The sequence below is a fragment of the Streptomyces hokutonensis genome, from assembly GCF_000376565.1.
Classification (GTDB): Bacteria; Actinomycetota; Actinomycetes; order Streptomycetales; family Streptomycetaceae; genus Streptomyces; species Streptomyces hokutonensis.
In genome coordinates, this window is record NZ_BARG01000007.1 from 1 (window position 1) to 22351 (window position 22351).

At 70.6% G+C, this 22351-nt stretch carries 21 protein-coding genes; 7 read left to right on the top strand and 14 right to left on the bottom strand.

Annotated features, from left to right (window positions below):
* Positions 1-712, bottom strand: a 712-nt coding sequence (locus tag SSP08S_RS02675) for a 3-keto-5-aminohexanoate cleavage protein (protein WP_019066030.1), incomplete at its 3' end; no start/stop codon positions are given.
* Positions 713-748: 36 nt separating this feature from the next.
* Positions 749-1687, bottom strand: a complete 939-nt coding sequence (locus tag SSP08S_RS02680) for a hypothetical protein (RefSeq protein WP_102133279.1) — start codon at positions 1685-1687, stop codon at positions 749-751.
* A 239-nt stretch (positions 1688-1926) separates the two neighbouring features.
* Between SSP08S_RS02680 and SSP08S_RS02685 the strand changes: the two genes are divergently transcribed.
* Positions 1927-2718: a G1 family glutamic endopeptidase gene (locus SSP08S_RS02685; RefSeq protein ID WP_019066032.1), complete on the top strand. Its 792-nt coding sequence runs from the start codon at positions 1927-1929 to the stop codon at positions 2716-2718.
* Between the two features lie 154 nt (positions 2719-2872).
* Here the strand turns inward: SSP08S_RS02685 and SSP08S_RS02690 are convergent, their stop codons facing one another.
* The gene (locus tag SSP08S_RS02690) at positions 2873-3475 is read right to left on the bottom strand and encodes a hypothetical protein (RefSeq protein WP_026178131.1); all 603 of its coding nucleotides are present in this window, start codon (positions 3473-3475) and stop codon (positions 2873-2875) included.
* A 221-nt stretch (positions 3476-3696) separates the two neighbouring features.
* Here SSP08S_RS02690 and SSP08S_RS02695 point away from each other — a divergent pair, with 221 nt between their 5' ends.
* Positions 3697-6480, top strand: coding sequence for a penicillin acylase family protein (locus SSP08S_RS02695; RefSeq protein WP_026178132.1), 2784 nt, complete (start codon positions 3697-3699; stop codon positions 6478-6480).
* Here the strand turns inward: SSP08S_RS02695 and SSP08S_RS02700 are convergent.
* Together SSP08S_RS02700 and SSP08S_RS02705 are read right to left on the bottom strand one after the other, a co-directional pair.
* Positions 6469-7842 (bottom strand): hypothetical protein, encoded by a 1374-nt coding sequence (locus SSP08S_RS02700; RefSeq protein WP_019066035.1) that lies wholly within the window; start codon positions 7840-7842, stop codon positions 6469-6471. The genes SSP08S_RS02695 and SSP08S_RS02700 overlap by 12 nt on opposite strands.
* An 81-nt stretch (positions 7843-7923) precedes the next feature.
* Entirely contained in the window at positions 7924-9144 is a 1221-nt protein-coding gene (locus SSP08S_RS02705) for an exo-beta-N-acetylmuramidase NamZ family protein (RefSeq protein WP_019066036.1), read from the bottom strand.
* A gap of 165 nt (positions 9145-9309) precedes the next feature.
* Between SSP08S_RS02705 and SSP08S_RS02710 the strand changes: the two genes are divergently transcribed.
* The 3 genes from SSP08S_RS02710 to SSP08S_RS02720 are packed head-to-tail and all read left to right on the top strand — an operon-like array spanning position 9310 to position 12358.
* A complete protein-coding gene (locus tag SSP08S_RS02710; protein WP_019066037.1) occupies positions 9310-10074 on the top strand; it encodes an SDR family oxidoreductase in 765 nt (254 codons plus the stop codon).
* Positions 10071-11738 carry a class I adenylate-forming enzyme family protein gene (locus SSP08S_RS02715; protein ID WP_019066038.1) on the top strand — a complete coding sequence of 556 codons (1668 nt, stop codon included), beginning with the start codon at positions 10071-10073 and terminating at the stop codon, positions 11736-11738. The genes SSP08S_RS02710 and SSP08S_RS02715 overlap by 4 nt, the downstream gene beginning before the upstream one ends.
* A gap of 26 nt (positions 11739-11764) precedes the next feature.
* Positions 11765-12358, top strand: coding sequence for a TetR/AcrR family transcriptional regulator (locus tag SSP08S_RS02720; RefSeq protein WP_026178133.1), 594 nt, complete (start codon positions 11765-11767; stop codon positions 12356-12358).
* A 2-nt stretch (positions 12359-12360) separates the two neighbouring features.
* On the opposite strand, the gene SSP08S_RS02725 is transcribed toward SSP08S_RS02720, so the two are convergent.
* Both SSP08S_RS02725 and SSP08S_RS02730 read right to left on the bottom strand, forming a co-directional pair.
* Complete coding sequence (locus SSP08S_RS02725; RefSeq protein WP_019066040.1) at positions 12361-13047, bottom strand: response regulator transcription factor; 687 nt, start codon at positions 13045-13047, stop codon at positions 12361-12363.
* Complete coding sequence (locus tag SSP08S_RS02730) at positions 13044-15038, bottom strand: sensor histidine kinase (RefSeq protein WP_019066041.1); 1995 nt, start codon at positions 15036-15038, stop codon at positions 13044-13046. Before SSP08S_RS02730 ends, SSP08S_RS02725 begins: the two co-directional genes overlap by 4 nt.
* A 185-nt stretch (positions 15039-15223) precedes the next feature.
* Between SSP08S_RS02730 and SSP08S_RS02735 the strand changes: the two genes are divergently transcribed.
* Positions 15224-15787, top strand: coding sequence for a hypothetical protein (locus SSP08S_RS02735; protein WP_019066042.1), 564 nt, complete (start codon positions 15224-15226; stop codon positions 15785-15787).
* A 63-nt stretch (positions 15788-15850) separates the two neighbouring features.
* On the opposite strand, the gene SSP08S_RS02740 is transcribed toward SSP08S_RS02735, so the two are convergent.
* From SSP08S_RS02740 to SSP08S_RS02770, 7 genes are all read right to left on the bottom strand, one after another.
* Positions 15851-17065 carry an acyl-CoA dehydrogenase gene (locus tag SSP08S_RS02740; protein ID WP_019066043.1) on the bottom strand — a complete coding sequence of 405 codons (1215 nt, stop codon included), beginning with the start codon at positions 17063-17065 and terminating at the stop codon, positions 15851-15853.
* A gap of 6 nt (positions 17066-17071) precedes the next feature.
* Positions 17072-18094, bottom strand: coding sequence for a phosphotransferase family protein (locus tag SSP08S_RS02745; protein WP_019066044.1), 1023 nt, complete (start codon positions 18092-18094; stop codon positions 17072-17074).
* A gap of 173 nt (positions 18095-18267) precedes the next feature.
* Positions 18268-18564, bottom strand: a complete 297-nt coding sequence (locus SSP08S_RS02750; protein WP_019066045.1) for a hypothetical protein — start codon at positions 18562-18564, stop codon at positions 18268-18270.
* A 257-nt stretch (positions 18565-18821) separates the two neighbouring features.
* Entirely contained in the window at positions 18822-19142 is a 321-nt protein-coding gene (locus tag SSP08S_RS02755; protein ID WP_019066046.1) for a DUF202 domain-containing protein, read from the bottom strand.
* Positions 19139-19531 (bottom strand): YidH family protein, encoded by a 393-nt coding sequence (locus SSP08S_RS02760; RefSeq protein ID WP_019066047.1) that lies wholly within the window; start codon positions 19529-19531, stop codon positions 19139-19141. The genes SSP08S_RS02755 and SSP08S_RS02760 overlap by 4 nt, the downstream gene beginning before the upstream one ends.
* A gap of 10 nt (positions 19532-19541) precedes the next feature.
* Positions 19542-20063, bottom strand: a complete 522-nt coding sequence (locus SSP08S_RS02765) for an NUDIX domain-containing protein (RefSeq protein WP_019066048.1) — start codon at positions 20061-20063, stop codon at positions 19542-19544.
* A gap of 37 nt (positions 20064-20100) precedes the next feature.
* Positions 20101-20994 carry a DMT family transporter gene (locus SSP08S_RS02770; RefSeq protein WP_019066049.1) on the bottom strand — a complete coding sequence of 298 codons (894 nt, stop codon included), beginning with the start codon at positions 20992-20994 and terminating at the stop codon, positions 20101-20103.
* Positions 20995-21347: 353 nt separating this feature from the next.
* On the opposite strand from SSP08S_RS02770, the gene SSP08S_RS02775 reads away from it, so the two are divergent.
* A complete protein-coding gene (locus SSP08S_RS02775) occupies positions 21348-22298 on the top strand; it encodes a hypothetical protein (RefSeq protein WP_019066050.1) in 951 nt (316 codons plus the stop codon).
* Positions 22299-22351: the final 53 nt, after the last annotated feature.

Genomic DNA, 22351 nt, shown 5'->3' on the forward strand with positions numbered 1-22351 from the left:
GACCTCCGTACTGGACCAGTGCCTCGGCGACCAACCGGGCGTTGGACAGGGCCCGTTGACCGTCCGGCAGGAACAGCGTGTCCTCCAGCCCCATTCGGGTCGCGAGCCCCAGCCGCCCCGCGAGCCGGAGCACCGGCCAGGCGCCGCCGTCCTCACCGTGCAGCAGAACAGGGCGGCCGTGGTCGGTGTCCAGCTCGGCGAGGAGGGCACGCGCGGACGCCTCCGCCGTGTCCGCATCGGGGTCGGTCACCTCCGCCAGGACCCGCAGCACCTTCGAGCGGAGCGGTGAGGCGGCGAACCGCGCCGCCCCGTCCGTGCCGGACCAGATGCCGGCCTCCACGCCGACGCCCCGGTCCAGCAACACTTCCGCGACCTCCTCGGCGCCCGGCTCGTGCCAGTTGACCGAGGCGTGGTCGGGCAGCACGGTCCAGCCGCGCACCCGCTCCAGCCGGGCGGCGGGCTCCGGCTCGGCCCAGGCACCGGTGGTCACACCGACCGGCACGGTCACCCGCGCCCGTATCACGTCGAGCGTCACCGCGAGGACGCGCGGCGACAACGTGTCGTCCCCGCAAGGCGACTTGGGATGGACGTGCACCTCCGTGGCCCCCACCGCGACGGCGTCGGCCGCGGCGTCGGCCATCGCCCCCGGCGAGACCGGCACCATCACCCCGTCGACGGCCCCACGGACCCCGTTGAGACAGACCTGCACCATGCCTCGATGGTGCCACTCACCACTGACAACGCCCCCTCACGCCCACACCCACCGAATCCCCACCCGGCAGGGCCCCACCCCGAGCGCCACCGTGTGCACCGACCCCGACGCGTCCACCCGCAGCCGTTGCTCCCTGGGGCGCGCGGTACCGGCGTGGGAGTCGAGGCCGTTCGTGCGGAACGAGTAACACGCGCGCGGCAGCGACCCCTTGGCGAAGCGGACCTCCAGGAGGTGTTCGCGCATCGGCACGTGAATCGTCGTCTCGGCGCGCAGGGAGTACGGGCGCGGATCCCGGTGCTCGACCGTGTAGTCGACGATCACGGTCTCGCCGCGCACCAGCGGGCGGTCGAAGAGCAGCTCGGCCGCGACCAGCCCCTCGGCGGGCAGTTCGACGACGGTGCCCAGCCGGGCCGGTGCCGCCGGGCGGAACAGCGGCAGGGGGCCGGGGGCGTCGAGGCGGTACAGGGCGATCCAGCGGTCCGCGCCGTCCGCCTCGGCGCGCAGCAGCCGGCGGCTGGTCATGGAGCGGACGCTGCGGTCGGCGTCCACGTCGACCCGGTTGTGGCAGCTGAGCCGGGTCAGGCTGTCGTCCCAGCGGGTGTCGAGCGCGGCGAGGACGGCGGTGAGGTCCTGGTGGTCCGACCAGACCCGGGCCAGATCCGGGTGGTCGCCGACCGGTGGCAGCCAGCGGCCTCGCGGCCGGGGCGGCCCGAGCAGTCCGGTGAGCGCGCCGGGCGGCAGCCGCAGGACGTCCTCCAGTACGGTCAGCGCCGCCAACGACCGTTGCCGTTCGGGCTGGTAGCGCCCGGACTGCCAGGAGCTGAGCGTCGCCGACGCGACCGGCGTACCGCGGCGCAGCAGCCGGTCCTGGATCCGGTCCAGGCTCAGCCCGCTGGCCGCGATGGCCGCGCGCAGCGCCTCGTGGAACGGCATCGCCCCGGTGCCGGGTGTCGCGTACTCCGGTCTGGAAGTCACGCACTCCAGCTCAGGTCAGGGCGGCCGTGGGGCGGAAGACCGTTGCCCTGAAGTTTGGTCAGTCTTGCCCGGCGATTGATCAAATTTGAATGAACCTGTCAGATTTCTCAGTTGTTGCGCCGTCAATTCCCTCAAGACTGAAGGACCTTGGCTGTCTTGCCATGCGCATGAAGCCTCGCGGAAGCTGCTGTCCACTGCCGTCACGGCAGTCCCCCCACCCCCTCGAATGACGGAGAGTCATGTCCCCGAGATCTTCCGCCGGGTTCGTTCTCGTCACCGCCGCAGCCCTCACCGCCGCCCTGGCCACGCCCTCGCTGGCCGCCTCGAACACCCCCGCCCAGCTCACCCAGTCCATAGCGAGCCACGAGAGCCACGCGCTGCACGGGCTCGCACAGCCGGGCAAGGTCAACGCCACGGTCTCGTCCACCAACTGGTCCGGTTACGCGGCCACCGGCTCGACCGGCGCGTACACGTCGGTGACCTCGTCCTGGACCCAGCCGAGCGTCACCTGCTCCTCGGCCACCACGTACTCGTCGTTCTGGGTCGGTCTCGACGGCTACAGCAACTCCGCGCTGGAGCAGACCGGTACGGAGGCCGACTGCATCGGCGGCAAGGCCACCTACGGCGCCTGGTGGGAGGTGCTGCCCGCGTCCGAGAGCGCGTACTCCGGTGTCACCGTCAAGGGCGGCGACAAGTTCACGGCGACCGTGACCTACACCGGCTCCACCTTCACCATGACCCTCGCCGACTCCACCGAGGGCTGGACCAAGACCACCACGCACGCGGGCTCGTCCGGCTTCAAGAACGCCTCCGCCGAGGTCATCGCGGAGGCCCCCGAGGTCGGCGGCTCGGTCGCGAGCCTCGCCAACTTCGGCACCGTGACCTTCACCGGCGCCAAGGCCAACGGCAGCAACCTGGACACCTTCTCGCCGAACGAGATCGTCATGACGAAGAGCAGCAGCTCCGCCGTACGCGCCCAGCCGGGCTCGATCTCCGGCGGAAGTTTCGCCGACGTCTGGAAGGCCAGCTGACACCTGCCGGCGCCTGCGGCGCACCGCTTCGGGGCTGTCGACGGAACACCGTCGGCAGCCTCGGCCGTTGCATCGGCAAGCGCAAATCGGCTGCGTCAATATGGGGTGCGGCATCCCCGGCGCACCCCTGGCGCCCTTCTTCGATTGCCCCGGTTCAGGCCGACATCAGCAGCCGTCCGCGCCTGGCGTAGGCCAGGGCCTCGGGCGTGAGCACCGGACGCGGGACGACGATGCCGCAGTCCGTGCAGACCGGGCCCGAGGAGGGTTCGTGGGCCAGGTCGTACTTCCATTGGAGGCGCTCCCCGGCGCACACCGGGCACACGGAACCCGGTTCGCGCTCCAGGGCGGCGATCAGCCGTCGCAGCACCTCGGCCAGTGGTTCATGGGGGTGGAGACGGGGGTCGTCGCACCAGGCGACACCGAAGCCGCCCCAGGTCAGCCGGTGCCAGTCGTCCACGCTGCCCGGGCGGCGCAGCCCGTCGTGCTTCTCCTTCTTGCGGCGCTCGGCGAACCCCGCCTCATAGGCGAGCCACACCTTGCGCGCCTCCTCCAACTCGTCCAGTGCGGCCACGAGCCGCGCCGGGTCGGGGGAGCGGTCCTCGGGTCCGAACCCGGCCCGGGAGCTCAAGTGGTCCCAGGTCGCCCTGTGCCCATAAGGGGCGAACCGCTCAAGGCACTTGCGCAGCGAGTAGCGCCGCAGCGCCAGATCGCACCGAGGGTCTCGCACCTGTCTCGCCAGACTCCGGAAACCGGCCATCGCCCTGCACCTCCGTCACACCTGCACCTGTACTTCGGTCACCTCGGCGTCGTCGTACGGACGTCGCCGAATAGACGTATCGACAAGCGATTTGGCTCCATCCGATTTCCGATGGCCCCCATAAGCCGCTCCTGCTCATCCAAAACTTGACGCATGTTCATCTTCAATCCCGGGGATACCGGCGGTAACGTCCGGCCACACCCCCGTCGGTAGGAGCCGTTATGCCTCGGCGCACCCCACGTAACTTGCTCGACAGACTGAGAACTCCCGGAAGATTCCCCGGGTTCCTGAAGGCCGCATCCGTATGCGCCCTCATTGCCGCCCTTTTGTCTCCTCTTGCCCAGGGGACCGCCACGGCCGCGACCGCCTCGAACGACTATTGCGGCGGCCAGTGCTCGGACATCCTCCCGGCCGGCGAGAACGGCAACGCCACCCTCGCCCAGATCCTGCTGAACCAGGCCTTCGGTTCCCAGCCCGCGCACGCCGAAGACCAGCTCGGCCCCTACGCCAACCTGGCCACGGGCGCCTCCACGCTGACCGACGCGAAGATCAACACCTTCTTCAACGACGCCTCGTTCGGGGTCCCCGCCGCCAACGTCGCCTCGACCGAGAACCCCAGCGGCCGCACCGATGTGACGATCGTCCGCGACAAGGCGACCGGTGTGCCGCACATCACAGGCACCACGCGCTACGGCACCGAGTACGGCGCCGGTTACGCGGCGGCCGAGGACCGGCTGTGGCTGATGGACGTCTTCCGGCACGTCGGACGCGGCCAGCTCACCACCTTCGCCGGCGGCGCGACCTCCAACCAGGGCCTCGAGCAGGAGTTCTACCGCAACGCCCCGTACTCCGAGGCCGAGCTCCAGTCCCAGATCGACAACGCCGTGGCCAACAACGGCACCCGCGGCCAGCAGGCCCTCGCCGACGCCAACGCCTACCTGGCCGGCATCAACGCCTACATCGACGCCTCGGACAGCGGCCGTTACTTCCCCGGCGAATACGTCCTCACCGGCCACAAGGACTCGATCACCAACGCCGGCACGATCGACCACTTCAAGATCACCGACCTGGTCGCGCTGGCCTCCGTCATCGGCTCGCTCTTCGGCTCCGGCGGCGGCGGCGAGGTCAACAACGCCATCTCGCTGCTCGCCGCCCAGGAGAAGTACGGCGTGACGGAGGGCACCAAGGTCTGGGAGTCCTTCCGCGAACGCAACGACCCCGAGGCCGTCCTCACCGTCCACAACGGCGAGAGCTTCCCCTACGGCACCAAGCCCACCACCGCCCTGGGCGAGGCCCTGCCGGACGCCGGTTCGGTGACGACCGAGCCGCTCATCTACGACGCCACCGGCACCGGCGCCGACCAGAGCGCCTCCGCGGCCTCCGCCGCGGCGACCGCCACCGCCCTCAGCTCCGCCAAGCGCGGGATGTCCAACGCCCTTGTGGTGAGCGGCAAGTACACCGCGAGCGGCCACCCGATCGCCGTCTTCGGGCCCCAAACAGGCTACTTCGCACCCCAGTTGCTCATGCTCCAGGAGATCCAGGGCCCGGGCATCAGCGCCCGCGGCGCCTCCTTCGCCGGCCTGAGCATGTACGTCGAACTCGGCCGCGGCCAGGACTACTCGTGGTCCGCCACCACCTCCGGCCAGGACATCATCGACACCTACGCCGTCGAACTCTGCACGGACGACTACCACTACCTCTTCCACGGCACCTGCACGGCCATGGACGAGATCGAGCAGAAGAACTCCTGGAAGCCCACCACGGCCGACGGCACCGCGGCCGGGTCGTACACGATGAGAGTGTGGAAGACCAAGTACGGACCCGTCGAATACAGAGCGACCGTCGGCGGGAAAAAGGTCGCCTACACCACCCTGCGCTCCTCCTACATGCATGAGGCCGACTCGATCATCGGCTTCCAGATGCTCAACGACCCGGACTACGTGAAGAGTCCGGCGACCTTCCAGAGCGCCGCGCAGCACATCAACTTCACGTTCAACTGGTTCTACGCCGACTCCCAGCACACCGCGTACTACAACAGCGGCAACAACCCGGTGCGGCCCAGCGGTGTCGACCCCGAGTTCCCGGTCTGGGGCCAGGCCGCCTACGAGTGGCAGAACTGGGACCCCACCACCAACACCTCCGACTACACCCCGGCCTCCGCGCACCCCAACTCCATCGACCAGGACTACTACATCTCCTGGAACAACAAACAGGCCCTCAACTACACGACGGCCAGCTGGGGCGACGGCTCCGTCCATCGCGGCAACCTCCTCGACGACCGGGTGAAGAAACTCGTCGCGGCCGGCGGGGTCACCAGAACCGCGCTGGTGAAGGCCATGTCGGACGCCTCGCTCACCGACCTGCGCGCCGAGGACGTCCTGCCCGACCTGCTGAAGGTCGTCAACAGCAGCACGGTCACCGACACCACCGCGGCGGCGGCCGTCACCAAGCTGCAGACCTGGCTGACCGCGGGCGGCAAACGCACGGAGACCTCGGCCGGGTCCAAGACCTACGCCAACTCCGACGCCATCCGGATCCTGGACGCCTGGTGGCCGCTGCTGGTGAAGGCCGAGTTCCAACCCGGCCTCGGTGACGACCTCTACACCGCCTTCACCAACAACCTGTACATCGACGAGACCCCGTCCGCCGCCCACGGCCCGACCGGGTCGCACGCCGGAAGCTCCTTCCAGTACGGCTGGTGGAGCTACGTCGACAAGGACATCCGGTCGGTGCTCGGACAGACCGTGTCGGGACCGCTCGCCGAGCAGTACTGCGGCGGCGGCAGCCTCAGCGCGTGCCGGGACATCCTCATCAGCACCCTGAAGACGGCGGCCGGCACCACCGCGGCCACGGTCTACCCCGGGGACTCCCTGTGCTCGGCGGGCGACCAGTGGTGCGCCGACTCGATCGTCCAGCGCACCCTGGGCGGCATCAAGCACTACAACATCAGTTGGCAGAACCGGCCCACCTTCCAGCAAGTGGTGGAGTACACGTCACACCGGTGACGCCGTAGCGGCGGTGGGCCGGCCGATCCGGCCCGCCGCCAGCACCACCCGGGCCAGCTCCGGGTGCACGATGTCGCTGTGCGCCCCGTTCGGGGCGCCACCGTGACACACCACCGCACACGTGTCGACGTTCACACAACCCGAGGTCGGCAGCGGGGAGTTGAGTGCCTCGGCCAGCGTCAGCGCCTGGGTGCCGGGCACCGCCCGCACCCCGTCGTGGCCCATCGCGCCCCACTTGTCGCCCAGCACCCGGCCGATGTCGAACGCGGCGAACGAGCGGTCGTCGTCCGCCATCCGCGAGGCCAGCGGATAGATCGTGCCGAGCGCCGAGTCGAAGTGCGAGTAGCAGCACACCAGCGGACCGTCGACCCGGTTCTGCTGCCCCTGCAGCACACCCCCGGTCCGCGCGTCGTCCGGCAGCCGGGACGCGAACGCGTAGTGCGAGAAGGCCCCTTGGAGCAGCGTCACCGACTTGACCGAGTGCACCCCCTCGGGCAGACCCCGCAGCGCGAACGACACCAGGCGCCCGCCGAAACTGTGCCCTACGAGATGCACCCGGACCTCCGGCGCCACCCCCGCGAGCCGCCCGATCACCGGACCGAGCCCCCGCTCGCCGACCGTCCCCGCCCGCCGTTTCATCGCGTAGTACGCCGCCTGCCGCAGCAGCTCCCGCGCCCCCTTCCAGGGGTTCGGCAGTGTGAACTCCGCGGTGGTGCCCGGCGGTCGGGGCGCCGCGAGATGCTCCAGGGCCTGCGCGAACTGGTCGCAGACCTCGGCCGTGCAGCCGACGGCGAGCATCCGCGGCTCGTTCTGCGGCAGCCCACCCGCCAGCGTGTCCGCGCCGAACTGCGCCTGCGGCCCGGGCGGCACCACCTCCACGAGCGTCCGCACCAGCCGCCCGAACTCCTCCAACTCGGCTTCCTGAGCGGGCTGTTGGTCCAGCATGCGGGCGATCTGGTCGATCAGCGTCGCGTTGCCCGGGAAGGCGTCGAGCAGCGCGTGCCGGGTGTCGTCGTCGAGCGCCGGAGCCGTCGGAGTCGCCGTCGCCGCCGCTACGGCAGCCGGTGTGTGCGGGAAGTCCGGGACCGGCTGGTCCGGGAACTCCATCGATGGCCAGATCACGCCCACGTACCCGATGCGGGCCTTCGGCGCGAGCTTCGGAATCGGTGCGAAGAAGCGGCTGTAGAGCTTCGTGGCACCGGCACGTTGACTGTTCCAGCCATGCGAGAACACGATCAGGTCACCGACCCCGCGCTGCCGCGCCTCGCGCAGCAGACGATCGCATTCCGCCTGGTCGACGTCCCCGTCGGCGTCGAAGGTCAACTCCCAGTAAGGGCTCACACTCATCGCCGGATCCGCCATGACCGGCCTCCTCGTCCCCCGGAGTGGCTCAATGTGGGCGCATCGTCCCGCTACCGGTGAAGATTGGCCATACGTAGCGAGTCACTTGTAGAGGAGGTATTCAGTTCGAATCCCCCGGAACACTCTCAACTCCTCCTGCCACTGCGCCACCACCTCGTCGGTGCTCGCGCCCGCGTCGATCGCCGTCCGCACCCGCGCCGACCCGGTGAGGTTGTCGATCCAGTGGTCCGAGCGCCAACCGAAGCCGCTCCAGACCTTCTTGGCGGTCACCAGCAGCGCGATCCCGGTGCGCACGGGGTCGAAAGCGGCCCGGTCGTGCACATGGATCTGCACCCCGCCGACCGTCTTCCCCTGGAACTTGGAGAACGTCGGCGCGAAGTACGCCTCCCTGAAGTGCACACCGGGCAGGGCGAGTCGATTCACCGCCGCCGCCCAGCGGCCGTCGATGCCCTCCGCGCCGAGCAGTTCGAAGGGGCGGGTGGTGCCGCGCCCCTCGGACAGGTTCGTTCCCTCGAAGAGACACGTCCCCGAGTACACGAGCGCGGTGTCCGGCGTCGGCATGTTGGGGCTCGGCGGCACCCACGGCAGCGACCAGGCGTCGTAGAACTCCGACCGCTTCCAGCCCGTCATCAGTACGGTCTCCAGCTGGACAGGTGTCTTCAGGAACTCCCCGTTGAACAACCGGGCCAGCTCCGCCACCGTCATCCCGTGCGCCTGCGCGATCGGCTGCCGACCGACGAAGGTCGCGAACTCCCGGTGCAGGACCGGGCCTTGGGCGGTGCGGCCGGTCACCGGGTTCGGGCGGTCGAGCACGACGAAGCGCTTGCCGGCCAGCTGGGCCGCCTCCATGCAGTCGTAGAGGGTCCAGATGTACGTGTAGAAGCGGGCGCCGACGTCCTGGATGTCGAAGACGACGGTGTCCACGCCGGAGGTCTTGAAGATGTCTGCGAGGGGTTGGCCGCTCTTCAAGTACGTGTCGTAGACGGGGAGTTGGGTGGCCGGGTCGGTGTGGCGGCCTTCTGAGCCGCCTGCCTGTGCGGTGCCCCGGAAGCCGTGTTCGGGGCCGAAGACCGCGGTGAGGTTCACGCGGGGGTCGGCGTGCATGACGTCGACGATGTGGTGGGTGTCTCTGGTGATGCCGGTGGGGTTGGTGACGATTCCGATGCGTTGGCCGTTGAGCTGGGTGTAGTCGTGTGCGGCGAGTTGTTCGAAGCCGGTGCGTAGGTTGCCGGGTTTGGGGAGTGTGGGGGTGAGGGTTGCCGCCGGGGTTGCTGCCAGGAGAGTTCTTCTGGTGAGGGGCATGTCGGCACGGTATGGGCTGCCGCGCGTGAATCGTCGGCTGCGGGCTGTGTGTGGTTGCTCGCGCCGTTCCCCGCGCCCCTAAAGGCAAAAGACGACTGCCCTTCCGGTGTTACATACCGACCGGTTAGTCTGACCGTGCAGTGGAGCCGCAGTCGAAGGAGACCGATGGTGGAAGCCGTTCAGGGTGCCGGGGTAGTCGTCACGGGGGCTGGGGGTGGCATCGGGGCCGCGCTGGCGCGGCGGTTCGCTGCCGAAGGGGCCCGGGTCGTCGTCAATGACCTGGACGGTGACCGGGCGAAAGCCGTCGCCGACGAGATCGGTGGGATCGCCGTGCCGGGGGATGCCTCGGCCGTCGTCGGTGAGGCCCGGGACGCTCTCGGTGGGACCGTCGACATCTACTGCGCCAACGCCGGACTCGGCTCCGGTGGGTCCGAGGCCGCAGGTGAGCAGGTGTGGGCGCAGGCCTGGGACGTCAATGTGATGGCCCATGTGCGGGCCGCTGAGGCGTTGATTCCGGGGTGGCTGGAGCGGGGCAGTGGGCGGTTCGTGTCCACCGTGTCGGCCGCCGGGCTGCTCACCATGATCGGGGCCGCGCCCTACAGCGTCACCAAGCACGGTGCGTACGCCTTCGCCGAGTGGCTGTCGCTGACGTACCGGCACCGGGGGATCAAGGTGCACGCCATCTGTCCCCAGGGTGTTCGCACCGACATGCTGGCCGCCACCGGCAGCGCGGGCGACCTGGTGCTCCAGCCGACCGCGATCGAGCCCGACGCCGTCGCGGACGCTCTGATGGCGGGGATCGAGGAGGAGCGCTTCCTGATCCTGCCGCACCCCGAGGTCGCCGGGTTCTACCAGCACAGGGCCGCCGAACCGGACCGCTGGCTGACCACCATGAACCACATCCAGCAGAAGTGGGAGGCCGGAGAGTGACCGACTCCCGCTATGCCGCCCGGCCCTGGCTCGGCCTGCTCAACGAGGCCCAGCGCGGGCCCGTCAGCCCGGACGACTCGCTGGTCCACGCCCTGCGGCGGGTCGTCGCCGAGACGCCCGACCGCACCTTCCTCACCTACTTCGACGGCCGGCTCAGCTATCGCGAGGTCGACGAGCTGAGCGACTCCGTCGCCGGGTACCTGGCCGCGCGGGGTCTTGAGCACGGTGACCGGGTCGCCGTCCTGCTCCAGAACTCGCCGCACTTCGTCATCGCGCTGCTCGGCGCCTGGAAGGCGGGCGCGATCGTCGTGCCCGTCAACCCCATGTACAAGTCGGGCGAGGTGACCCACGTCCTGCGGGACGGCGAGGTGGCCGCGCTGATCTGCTCGGACCGCGCGTGGGAGTCGTATCTGCGCGAGACGGCGGCCGAGTCGCCGGTGCGGATCGTGCTCACGGCATGTGAGTTGGATTTCCAGACTCGCGGCGACGCGCGCGTGCTCACCTTCGAGCGGCTTCCGCAGGCCTCCGATGCCGAGGACCTTGTGGCCGTCGCCCGCCAGGGCCGTCAGGCCCCCGGTGTTCCCGCTCCGGTGCCCGCCGACATCGCGCTGATCAGCTACACCTCGGGGACGAGCGGTGCCCCGAAGGGCGCCACCAACACCCACGGCAACATCCTCTACAACGCCGAACGGCAGCGCACCGGGCTCGGGCTGCCGGACCCGCCCGTGTACTTCGCGATGGCGCCGCTGTTCCACATCACCGGGATGGTGTGCCAGCTGGGTGCCTCGCTCGTCAGCGGGGGCTCGCTGGTGCTGGTGTACCGCTTCGAGGGCGGGGTGGTGCTCGACGCGTTCGCCGAGCACAGGCCGCACTACACGGTCGGCCCGTCCACCGCCTTCATGGCGCTCGCCGCGCATCCTGACGTCACCCCGGACCACTTCGCGTCCTTCCGGAACATCTCCTCCGGCGGCGCGCCGGTACCGCCCGCCCTGGTCGAGAAGTTCCGGTCCGGCTTCGGGCCGTACATCCGCAACGGCTACGGCCTCACCGAGTGCACCGCGCCCTGCGCCTCCGTACCGCCGCAGCTGGAGGCGCCCGTCGACCCGGCGTCCGGGACGCTGGCCGTGGGTGTGCCGGGGCCCGACACCGTCGTACGGATCGTCGACGACCAGGGCGACGAGGTCCCCTTCGGGGAGCAGGGCGAGATCGTCGTACGCGGGCCGCAGGTCGTGCCCGGGTACTGGCGGCGCCCCGAGGCCACGGCCGAGACCTTCCCGGACGGTGAACTGCGCACCGGGGACATCGGATTCATGGACCCGGAGGGCTGGCTGTACGTCGTCGACCGCAAGAAGGACATGATCAACGCGTCCGGCTTCAAGGTGTGGCCGCGCGAGGTCGAGGACGTCCTGTACACCCACCCGGCGGTGCGCGAGGCGGCCGTCGTCGGGGTGCCCGACGGGTACCGGGGCGAGACCGTGAAGGCGTACATCAGTCTCCGTCCGGGCGCCGAAACCGACCCCGATGAATTCGCCGTGTACTGCAAGGAGAGACTGGCCGCCTACAAATACCCGCGCCAGGTGGAGATCCTGCCCGAGCTGCCGAAGACGGCAAGTGGGAAGATCCTCCGGCGGGAACTGCGTTCCCGGTCGCACGACAGCGAGTGAACACCTAGGAAAGGCAGGTGGCGGCAGTGCCCAGGACGACCGACGGAGACGGGGCTCCTGTCCCGCAGCGGCTGCTGGCCGCCGCCACCCGGCTCTTCGCCGAGCAGGGCTACGACCGCACCTCGGTGCAGGAGATCGTCGAGGCCGCAGGGGTCACCAAGGGGGCGCTCTACCACTACTTCGGCTCCAAGGACGACCTTCTGCACGAGGTGTACGCGCGCGTGCTGCGCCTCCAGCAGGAGCGCCTGGAGGTGTTCGCGGGCGCCGACGAGCCGGTGGAGAAGCGGCTGCGGGACGCCGCCGCGGATGTCGTGGTGACCACGATCGACAATCTCGACGACGCGGCGATCTTCTTCCGGTCCATGCACCATCTGAGCCCGGAGAAGAACAAGCAGGTGCGCGCCGAGCGCCGCCGCTACCACGAGCGCTTCCGCGCGCTCGTCGAGGAGGGCCAGCGCGAGGGCGTCTTCTCCACCGCGACCCCGGCGGACCTGGTCGTGGACTACCACTTCGGCTCGGTCCACCACCTGTCGACGTGGTACCGGCCGGGCGGCCCGCTCAGCCCCCAGGAGGTCGCCGACCACCTCGCGGACCTGCTGCTGCGGGCGCTGCGGCCGTAGGTCTACGGCTCGGGAGTCGGGCCCAGCCCCGCCTCCCGGGCCCATGCCGCCGCCTCCGCGCGGTCCGCCACGCCGAGTTTGGCCAGGACCGCCGACATGTGGTTGCTGACCGTCTTGGGAGACAGGCCCAGCCGGGTGGCCACCGTCGAGTTGGGCTGGCCGTCGGCGATCAGGGCGAGTACGTCCCTCTCGCGCGGGGTGAGTGTCGGACACGGGTCGGGCCGGTCCGGCGGTCGGCTGAGCTGGCCGAGCACGCGCCGGGCGACACCGGGGCCGAAGATGGCCTCGCCGGCGGCCACCGCGCGGATCGCGCGGACGATCTCGTCCTGGCCCGCGCCCTTGAGGACATAGCCCAGGGCGCCCGCCCGCATCGCGGCGAACACCGAGTCGTCCTCCTCGACCATGGTGAGCATCAGCACGGCCACCCGGGGCGCCACCCGGCCGATCTCCCGGGTGGCCTCGATGCCGTTGAGGTCGGGCATCCGGATGTCCATCACCACGACGTGCGGACGCAGGGTCACCGCGGCCCGCACCGCCTCCCGCCCGCTCGCGGCGACCCCGACGACCCGCACCCGCGGGCTCCCGTCCCGCACGGACTCCAGCAGCGCGGCCAGCCCGGTGCGGACCACGGGATGGTCGTCGGCGAGTACGACCCGCAGCGCGTCCTCGCTGTCCTCCCGCCCCGTCACAACGCCCCTCCCAGCGGCAGCGTCGCCACCACCCGCCCCCGGCCCGCCACACACCGGCCGCCCAGCTCCGCCGCGCGCTCCTGCATCGACGTGATGCCCACGCCCGGCGTCCACGCGGTCTCCTCGCCCGACGGCACACCGTCGTCGCACACCTCCAGCCGCAGCCCGTCCCCGATCTCGATGCGCAGGTCGACGCGGGAGGCACGGGCGTGCCGTGCCGCGTTGGTCAGCGCCTCGATCGCGATGCGGTACGCGGCCACCTCCACGGCGGCGGGCAGCGCCGGCAGCCGCTCGGGTGCCTGGACCCGCACCTGGAGCGGGATGCCGTCCGCGCGCCAGGACAGCCGTACCGCACGCTCCCGCAGCGCGCCCAGCAGCCCCAACTGGTCCAGATCCGGGGGTCGTAGCCCGTCCACCAGCCGGCGCACCTCCGCGACCGCGCCCCCGACCTCGGACCGCAGCTCGGCCAGCAGTACCGCCGCCCGCTCCGGATCGAAGGCCAGCAGATTGCGCACGGCGTCCGCCTGGAAAGCCGCTCCGGCGAGAGTCGGTCCGAGCCCGTCGTGCAGATCCCGGCGGATCCGGCGCCGCTCCTCCTCGCGCGCGGCCACGATCCGCTCCCGGGAGTGCTGCAACTGCCTTGTGAGGTCGGTGGCGTGGAGCGCGGCGGCCAGCGGTACCGCGAGCAGTTCGAGTACGGCCAGGTCGGCCGGGGTGGGCTGCTGTTCGCCGGGGCGCAGTCCGATCACCAGGGCGCCGACGGTCCGGCCGTCGTAGTCGAGCGGTATGGCGTGGATCCTTTCGCCCGGTTCGCCCCAACTGCCGTCCGTCACCCCGGACTTCGACTCCACGCACACGTACGGCAGCCGCAGCGCCTCGCCGACCGCCTCCGGGACCCCGTCGACCCCGGTGCCGGCCAGCCGTTCGCCGATGCGGGAGACCGCGCGCACCGGGTCGTGCCGGTCGCCGTAGAGGGCGTGGTCGACCGTGCGTTGGAGGAGGCGGCGGGCGGGGGCGAAGGCGAGGGCCAGGGTGACGGTGATCAGCGCCGGGCCGAGGAGGGCGGGGTCGGGGTTGAGGAGGGCCTGCACGGAGGTGACGAGACCGACGTAGGTGACGATCACGCCGACCGTGAGCGTGCCGTAGAGGAGGCTGCGGGAGACGACCAGGCGGATGTCGAGGAGTTCCTCGCGGACCACGGCGATCATGATGGCGGTCGGCAGGAACAGGGTGCAGCACGAGGTGTACACGGCCGGGAAGCCGAGGATCTGCAGGGCCACGCTCAGGGCGAGGGGCAGTATGCCCGCGATGAGCCACAGGAGCCGGCGGCGGTCCTGTTCGCCGCCGCGCCGGTAGCGGACGGCCATGACGGCGAACACGGCGGCCAGTACCAGGCAGGCCTTGGCGGTCTCGACGTCCCGCAGGAGGGGCATCCAGCCGGGCGGCACCGGGAGGTAGGAGGGCTGGGCGGGCGTGCCGCGGAACAGGCCCCAGTCGTCCCGGGCCCAGATCGCGAAGTCCAGTGGGGAGGACAGGAGTTGGGCGGCCAGGGCCCAGCGCCAGCGGCGGTCGGGCAGCCGGCCGTCGGGGAACAGGAAGAACACGAGCACGAACGCCGTGGAGCTGCCGAGGATCCAGGTGTGGCGGCCGACGGTCGTGACCGCGTGCAGCAGCTCCGGCGACCAGCCGAGCCGCAGCCCCTGGACGGCCAGTCCGATCGACATGCCGGTGAACGCGTGGCCCAGCCCGTACGCGATCAGCAGCCATCCGATGGGGTTGCGGGGGCGGTGCAGGGCGATCACCGTGCCGCAGACCGGGTAGGCGAGGCCCACCGCCAGGTCGACGACCATGTCGTAGTGGACGAGGTCCGCGACCGGGACATCGGCCACCGCCAACGCGACCGACCCGACGGCCACTTGGAGCGCCGCCAGCCCCAACAGCGCGTACGCGGCGGCCGAGTGGGGCCGGGTGCGCCCGTCGCGGTCTTCCATGCGTCCCATCGTGGGGGCCCGGCACCCGGGTGTCATGGGAACGCTTCCCGGACCACCCGGGAGAGGTCCCCGGCCTTGCCCGGGGGCTTCCCCTCAACTCCCGGCCCCCGTCGCCGTGATGCTCGTAGCAGCGGAACGGCGGGCGCACCGCCGGGTCGACCGACCGGAACAACGGGGGAAACATCATGCTGTCAACGAAGCGGCGCCTGACCGGCGTCGTCCTGGGCTCCGTGCTCGCTCTCGGCGGTACGGCGGCGGTGCCGGCCGCCGCGCAGACACCGGCGCGGGCCGGGTGCGGTAGCGCGGTGAACGAGCCGCACATCTACCAGCGTTGGAGCGCGCTCGGCGGAGCGAGCGGCTGGCTCGGCTGCCCGACCACCGGCACGAGGGACGTGTACCTGAACGGCGCCTACGCCGGGAAGCGCCAGTACTTCACCTACGGCACCGCCACCTGGTCGCCGCGCCAGGGCTCGAACATGGTCGTCGCCGCGTGGGAGGACCGCGGCTACGCCTACTTCAACTGGGGTACGACGGCCCCGTACCGCTACGACTCGTTCCTGGTCCGCTGGACCAGCGCCTCCGACCCCGGGGGCACCCAGCGGGAGTTCGGCGGCGGAACCGCCGGCCGGATCCGGGTGCGGGAGCAGAACACCGGCGCCTATGTCTTCGTCGTCGAGGGCTGCGACATCGGCACCTTCGGGCACACCTGCCGGCAGGGCTGGACGCTGAAGGCGAGCACGCCCAACTGACCATCACCTCGGGGGAAAAGGGCTGGAGGGGGTACCGGTACCCCCTCCAGCCCCTTCGTGCTTTTACAGGTACTTCTTCAACTCCCGGCGGGCGAGAGACCGTTGGTGCACCTCGTCCGGGCCGTCCGCCAGCATCAGGGTGCGGGCGCTCGCGTACAGCTCCGCCAGCGGGAAGTCCTGGCTGACACCGCCCGCGCCGTGCAGCTGGATCGCCTTGTCGAGGATGCCGACCACCGTGCGGGGCGTGGCGATCTTGATGGCCTGGATCTCCGCGTGGGCACCCTTGTTGCCTACGGTGTCCATCATCCAGGCCGTCTTCAGGACCAGCAGCCGCAGTTGCTCCACGGCTACCCGGGCGTCCGCGATCCAGTTATGGACGACGCCCTGCTGGGCCAGCGCCTTGCCGAACGCGACGCGGGAGACGGCCCGTTGGCACATCAGCTCGATCGCCCGCTCGGCCATGCCGATCAGCCGCATGCAGTGGTGGATACGGCCCGGGCCGAGCCGCGCCTGGGCGATGGCGAAGCCGCCGCCCTCCTCGCCGATCAGGTTCGTCGCCGGCACGCGCGCGTGGTCGAAGATCACCTCGGCGTGGCCGCCGTGGGAGTGGTCCTCGTAGCCGAAGACCTGCATCGCGCGCTTGACCGTGACACCGGGGGTGTCGCGGGGGACGAGGATCATGGACTGCTGGCGGCGGATGTCGGCGCCGGTCGGGTCCGTCTTGCCCATCACGATGAAGATCTTGCAGTCCGGGTTCATCGCCCCGGAGATGTACCACTTGCGGCCGGTGATGACGTAGTCGTCGCCGTCCCGCTCGATGAGCGTGGTGATGTTGGTGGCGTCCGAGGAGGCCACCTCTGGTTCTGTCATCGCGAACGCCGAGCGGATCTCGCCTGCCAGCAGCGGCTCCAGCCACTGCTTCTTCTGCTGCTCGTCGCCGAACTGGTGGAGCACCTCCATGTTGCCGGTGTCCGGTGCCGCGCAGTTCAGTGCGGTGGGGGCCAAGTGCGGGGAGCGGCCGGTGATTTCGGCCAGCGGGGCGTACTGGAGGTTGGTCAGGCCGGCGCCGTACTCGGCGTCGGGGAGGAAGAGGTTCCAGAGGCCCTGCCTGCGGGCCTCTTCCTTCAACTCGCCTACTACGGCAGGGGTGTCCCAGCGGGAGGCGAGCTGGGCGCGCTGGTCTTCCGCCACGGCTTCGGCCGGATAGACGTACTCGTCCATGAAGGCCAGGAGCTTGGCGCGCAGTTCCTCGGTGCGTGCGTCGAACGCGAAGTCCATGGTGGATCAGCCTTCCTGAAGGGTGGTCAGGCCGTGCTCGATGAAGACGGGGACCAGCTCGCCGATGCGGTCGAAGCCTCGGCCGACCGTCTGGCCCAGGGTGTAGCGGTAGTGGATGCCCTCCAGGATCACGGCGAGCTTGAACCACGCGAACGCCGTGTACCAGGCGACCGACGACACGTCGCGCCCCGAGCGCGCGGCGTACCGCTCGACCAGCTCGGCCGGTGCGGGGTGGCCCGGGGCCGAAGCGGTGGTGGAAATGGGGGAGTTGGGCAGCTCCAGCGGGATGCTGTACATCACCAGCAGGCCCAGGTCCGTGAGCGGGTCGCCGAGTGTCGACATCTCCCAGTCGAGGATCGCCTTGATCTTGTCGTCCTTGCCGATGAGGACGTTGTCCAGGCGGTAGTCGCCGTGTACGACCGTGGGGGTGGGGGAGGTGGGGAGCCGGCGGCCCAGCGCTGCGTGCAACTCCTCCACTCCGGCCAGTTCGCGGTTGCGGGAGGCCGCCAACTGCTTGCCCCAGCGGCGGAGTTGGCGGTCCAGGAAGCCCTCGGGGCGGCCGAAGTCCGCGAGGCCGACCTCGGCGGGGTCCACCGCGTGCAACTCGACCAGGGTGTCGACCAGTTCGAGCACCGCGCCCCGGGTGCGCTCCGGGCCGAGCGGGAGCAGTTCGTCGGCGGTGCGGTACGGGGTGCCCTCCACGAACTCCATGACGTAGAAGGGCGCCCCGAGTACTTCGTCGTCCTCGCACAGCAACACTGGGTTCGGCACCGGTACGTTCGTCGGGTGCAGGGCGCTGATCACCCGGTGTTCGCGCTTCATGTCGTGCGCGGTGGCCAGGACATGGCCGAGCGGGGGGCGTCGTACGACCCACTTGGTGGCGTTGTCCGTGACCGCGTAGGTGAGGTTCGACCGTCCGCCCTCGATCAGCCGGCCGGACAGGGGGCCGGTGACCAGACCGGGCCGCTCGCGGTCGAGCAGACCGCGCAGCCGGTCGAGATCGAGTCCGGGCGGGTGGTCGGGGCTCATACATCACTCCTGTGGACGGGCGAACAGGTCTGGCACCATCATGCCGACCGGTCGGTATGTCGTCCAGTGGGGGAGCGAAACGTGACCGGGGCCACGAGGGGCCACGATAGGCCGACAGCTCCCCGCGCGGGGTGGCGGGGAGCTGTCGGGTGGCGCGTTCAGGCCGTTCAGGCTCAGTGGTCGTCCCAGTGGCCGTTGTGCAGGGCGTGGCGGTGGCCGTCGTGGACGTAGTCGACGTGGTCGCCGTGCAGGACGCTGTCGTGGCCGCAGTCCTGGCCGTGCTGGTGCTCGTGCTCCTGGTGGGCTACGTGGCCGCCCGGCTCGCACTCGTCCCAGTGGCCGCCGTGCTCGCGGTGCAGGTGGCCGTCGTGCGCGTAGTCGACGTGGTCGCCGTGCGGGACCGTCGTGTGGCCGCAGTCCGGGCCGTGGGTGTGGGTGTGCGCGGAGTGCTCCAGGTGCAGGGTGGTCATGGTGCTCGCCTTCGGAGGTGCGGTCGATGCCGTCGCACAGGCTGCCATGCGAACGCCGCATATCGGGGCATCCCGGCCGCGTGGCGCCGGGGTGGGGTCGGGGTCGTGGCGGTACGGCGAGCCCGCCGCGGGTTGCGCCCCTCCGTTGGTTCCACGGTGAGCGGCGTTGGGACCAGTTAAGCGGCGGGCTGCGCCGTACCGCCACGACCCGCTCCCGTCCGTCGGCGGCTGCGGGTGCGTGGTCCATCCCCACCTCTTCAATACACAAGCACCGCCGCGCATACCGCCACGGCCACCGTGCAGAGCACTGCCGCGGTGGCGTGGCGGGGGGCGAGGGGTGGGGGTGGTCCGCTGTCGGCTGTGAGGGTGGTGATGCGGTGGTGGGCCAGGGTCAGGAAGGCGAGCCAGAGTGCGCAGCAGAGGGCGCAGATGATGACGCCCTCTGGGGTGACTCCGCCGTGCAGTGCCGCCTTTGCGGCCAGGACCGCGGCCACCGTGCTCGACAGGGTCGTACGGCGCCAGGCCAGGCGGGTGCGTTCGGGTTGCAGGCCCGGGTCGCGGTTCGGGGGGCTGGTCATCCTTCCCATCCGGCCAGTACGACGATGACCATCGCTACGGCCACGATCGCCACGGCGATGCTGAGCAGTGCGGGGAAACGGGATACGGGCAGATCCTTGCCCTGGCGCATCGCCCGTTCGCAGCGCACCCAGTGGTTGACCGCGCGCAGTGAGCACATGACGCCCGCGGCGAGCAGTGCCAGGGCCAGGCCTACGCGCCAGGCCCAGCGGAGGTCCGGCAGGAACTGGTCCACCGCGAAGCCGCCGCCGATCAGTGCGAGCGCGGTGCGCAGCCAGGCCAGGAAGGTGCGTTCGTTGGCCAGTGAGAAGCGGTAGTCGGGGGTGCCGCCCTCCTCGCTGATCTCCTGGGGCGCGAACCACAGCCGGACGTTCCGTGCGAAATCGATCACGGGAGCGAGCCTATCCGGCCGTCTTGGACTGGTACTCCTGGAGTCGTTCGTAGGCCGCCAGGCCGTCCGGTACCCATTCCCACTCGTTCAGGCGCCGTACGATCTCGCCCTCCTCCAGGAAGGCGTGCCAGTCGACCTCCTCGACCTGGGGGCTGACCGGCAGGTCGCAGCGCACCTCGTAGACCGCCGACCACCAGGTCTGGCCGGCGCCGTCGTCGTAGAGGAATTTGAAGAGGAAGCCTGGTTGGGGCAGGCCGGTGACGCCCAGTTCCTCCTCGGCTTCGCGCAGGGCCGCTTCGTCGTAGGACTCGCCCGCGCCGACCACTCCGCCGACGAACATGTCGTAGAGGGAGGGGAAGACCAGTTTGGTGGGGGTGCGGCGGTGGACGAAGACGCGGCCCTGGGCGTCTCGGGTCTGGACGAAGACCGCGCGGTGGCGCAGGCCCCGGGCGTAGGCCTCGCCTCGCGGGGATCGGCCGATCACGCGGTCGTGTTCGTCGACGATGTCCAGGATTTCGTCTGCTGCGCTCATGACCCCATCCAAACAGGGGAGGGGAGGGGAGGGGTGGTCAGCGGGGTTGGAGGTTCAGGGCCGGTTGCGGTTTCGTCGTGCCGCGCGGCATCGCGGGGTGCATGCCCAGGAGCAGGATGCCTACGACGATTCCGGCGAGGCCGACCGCCTCCCAGGCCAGTGCGCCGGTGTCGGTGCGCAACTGGTCGCCCAGGAAGCCCACCCCGCAGATGATCCCGGCCAGGGGCTGGGCCGCGGTGAGTGCGGGCAGTGACATACGCAGGGGGGCCGTTTCGAACGCGCTCTGCACCAAGACCAGGCCGGTTACACCGAGCGCCAGTACTCCGTACGGCTGCCAGCCGGTGACCAGTTCGGTGAGGCCGCCCGCGGTGAAGCGCTGGCCACTGACGCGGGTCAGCGCGTCCTGCACGCCGTAGAGGAGGCCGGCGGCCAGGGCCAGGAGGACCGGGGCCGCGCTGAGGCGGGAGCGCTTGGCGTAGGTCGTGAGGAGGAGGGCGAGGCCCACCATCGCGCCGATGATCAGCCAGTGGCGGAAGGGGTCCGTCACTGCCGTGCCGCTGCGCGGCTCGCCCGCGACGATGAACGTCGTGACACCGCCGGCCAGGAGCGCCAGGCCCGTCCAGCCCTGGCGGCCCAGGGGTTGTCTCGTCTGCTTGCGGGAGAGGGCCAGGGCGAAGAGGAGGTTCGTGGCGAGGAGTGGTTCGACCAGGGAGATCTCGCCCTGGGACAGGGCTATCGCGCCCAGCACCATGCCCGCGACCATCAGGGCGATACCGCCGAGCCAGCGCGGCACCTTCATGAGGTCGAGGAGCAGTCTCGGGGAGAGGAAGTCGCTCAGGGGTGCCTGCTGGGCCGCGTTCTGCTGGAGCACGAACCCGAAGCCGAGGCAACAGGCCGCGCTCACGGAGAGCATCAGAACCAGAACCGACACGCTGCGTACCTCGATCGTTGGGCCGGGCTACGGGATGCGTTTGGGCGACTGTAGCGCCCCGGGGTCCGGCGTGCCCCTGGAAGTTCCCGGAAGCGGGACCGTGCTGCCATGGTCCGCCGCCGCGCGCCCGAGCGCCATGGCGTACGACACATCGGTTACCCGCGAACGCTTGGCAGCGTACCGTCCCGGGTAGGGGTTGTGGCCACAAGTGCCTTTTGCGTGAAGGTAGTTGACAGGAGTAACAGGCGTTCGGCACTTGACGTGAAGTGTTGGCTGGGGGTTGGCTGTGCGTGATCGGCCGATAGCGCGCCGATGTCCCGCAGCGTCGCGTGAGGATCGTGAGGAATACCCGGGTGTCACCGCCCCCGCCACCCCTCGGACGCCGCCACAAACGAGCGGCCCAGGCATTCGACGCCGCCCTCGACGACGGAGAACTCGTCGCCGCGCGCGCCGCGTTGGCCCAGGGACGCTGGCAGGCGGTGCGCGGGCTGCTCGCCCAGACGGGCGACGAGTGGGATCTGCGCGCCCACCGGGTCACCGTCCTCGCCCTGGAGTCCTACACCACCGCCTGGGCCCGTGACTGGCTGCTCGCCGAGCCCGAGTCCGCCGACGCCTCCGTACTGCTCGCCGTCGCCCTCGTCCAGCGCGTACTGGCCGGCAAGGAGAAACCCGTCAAGGCCCGCGACGCCTGCCGTACGGCGGCGGCCCGCGTGCCCGCCGATCCCACGCCCTGGCTCGGACTGCTCCTCCTGGAGCACAGCCTCGGCACCGACGAGGGCGTCGTCCAGCTCTTCGACGAGGTCCGCCACCGGCACGCCGACCACCACCACGCCCACCACCTGATGGTCGCCAGGCTGGCCGAGCGCCGGGCCACCGCCGGACTCGACCCGCTGCACGAGGTCTACGACTTCGCCTACTGGGCCGCCGAGCAGGCCCCCGCCGACTCCCCGCTCGCCATCCTGCCGGTCGTCGCGCACGCCGAGCGCTACCGCGTGCTGGCCGCCGCCGGCCTCGAACCCGCCGACCCGGCCGCCTCCGAGCACTGGTCCGGACGCCGGGCCCGGCAGGTGATGAAGGCCGCCTTCGACTGGTGGCTGGAGTGGGAGCACGAAGGCCATCCGCGCCGCCTCGTCGACCTCAACTTCCTTGCCCACGCGAAGTACTGCGAGGGCCGCAGCGCCGAGGCCGCCGCCCTGTTCCACCGCATCGGGGAGCACCCGACCCCGGCCCCCTGGTCCTACCCGGACCGCGACCCGCTCACCGCTTTCCGTACCGCGCGCGACCATGCGCTCGGTACGACGTAACGCACCCGTACCGACGTACTCGTATCAACGCACTCGTATCAACGCCTTCGTAT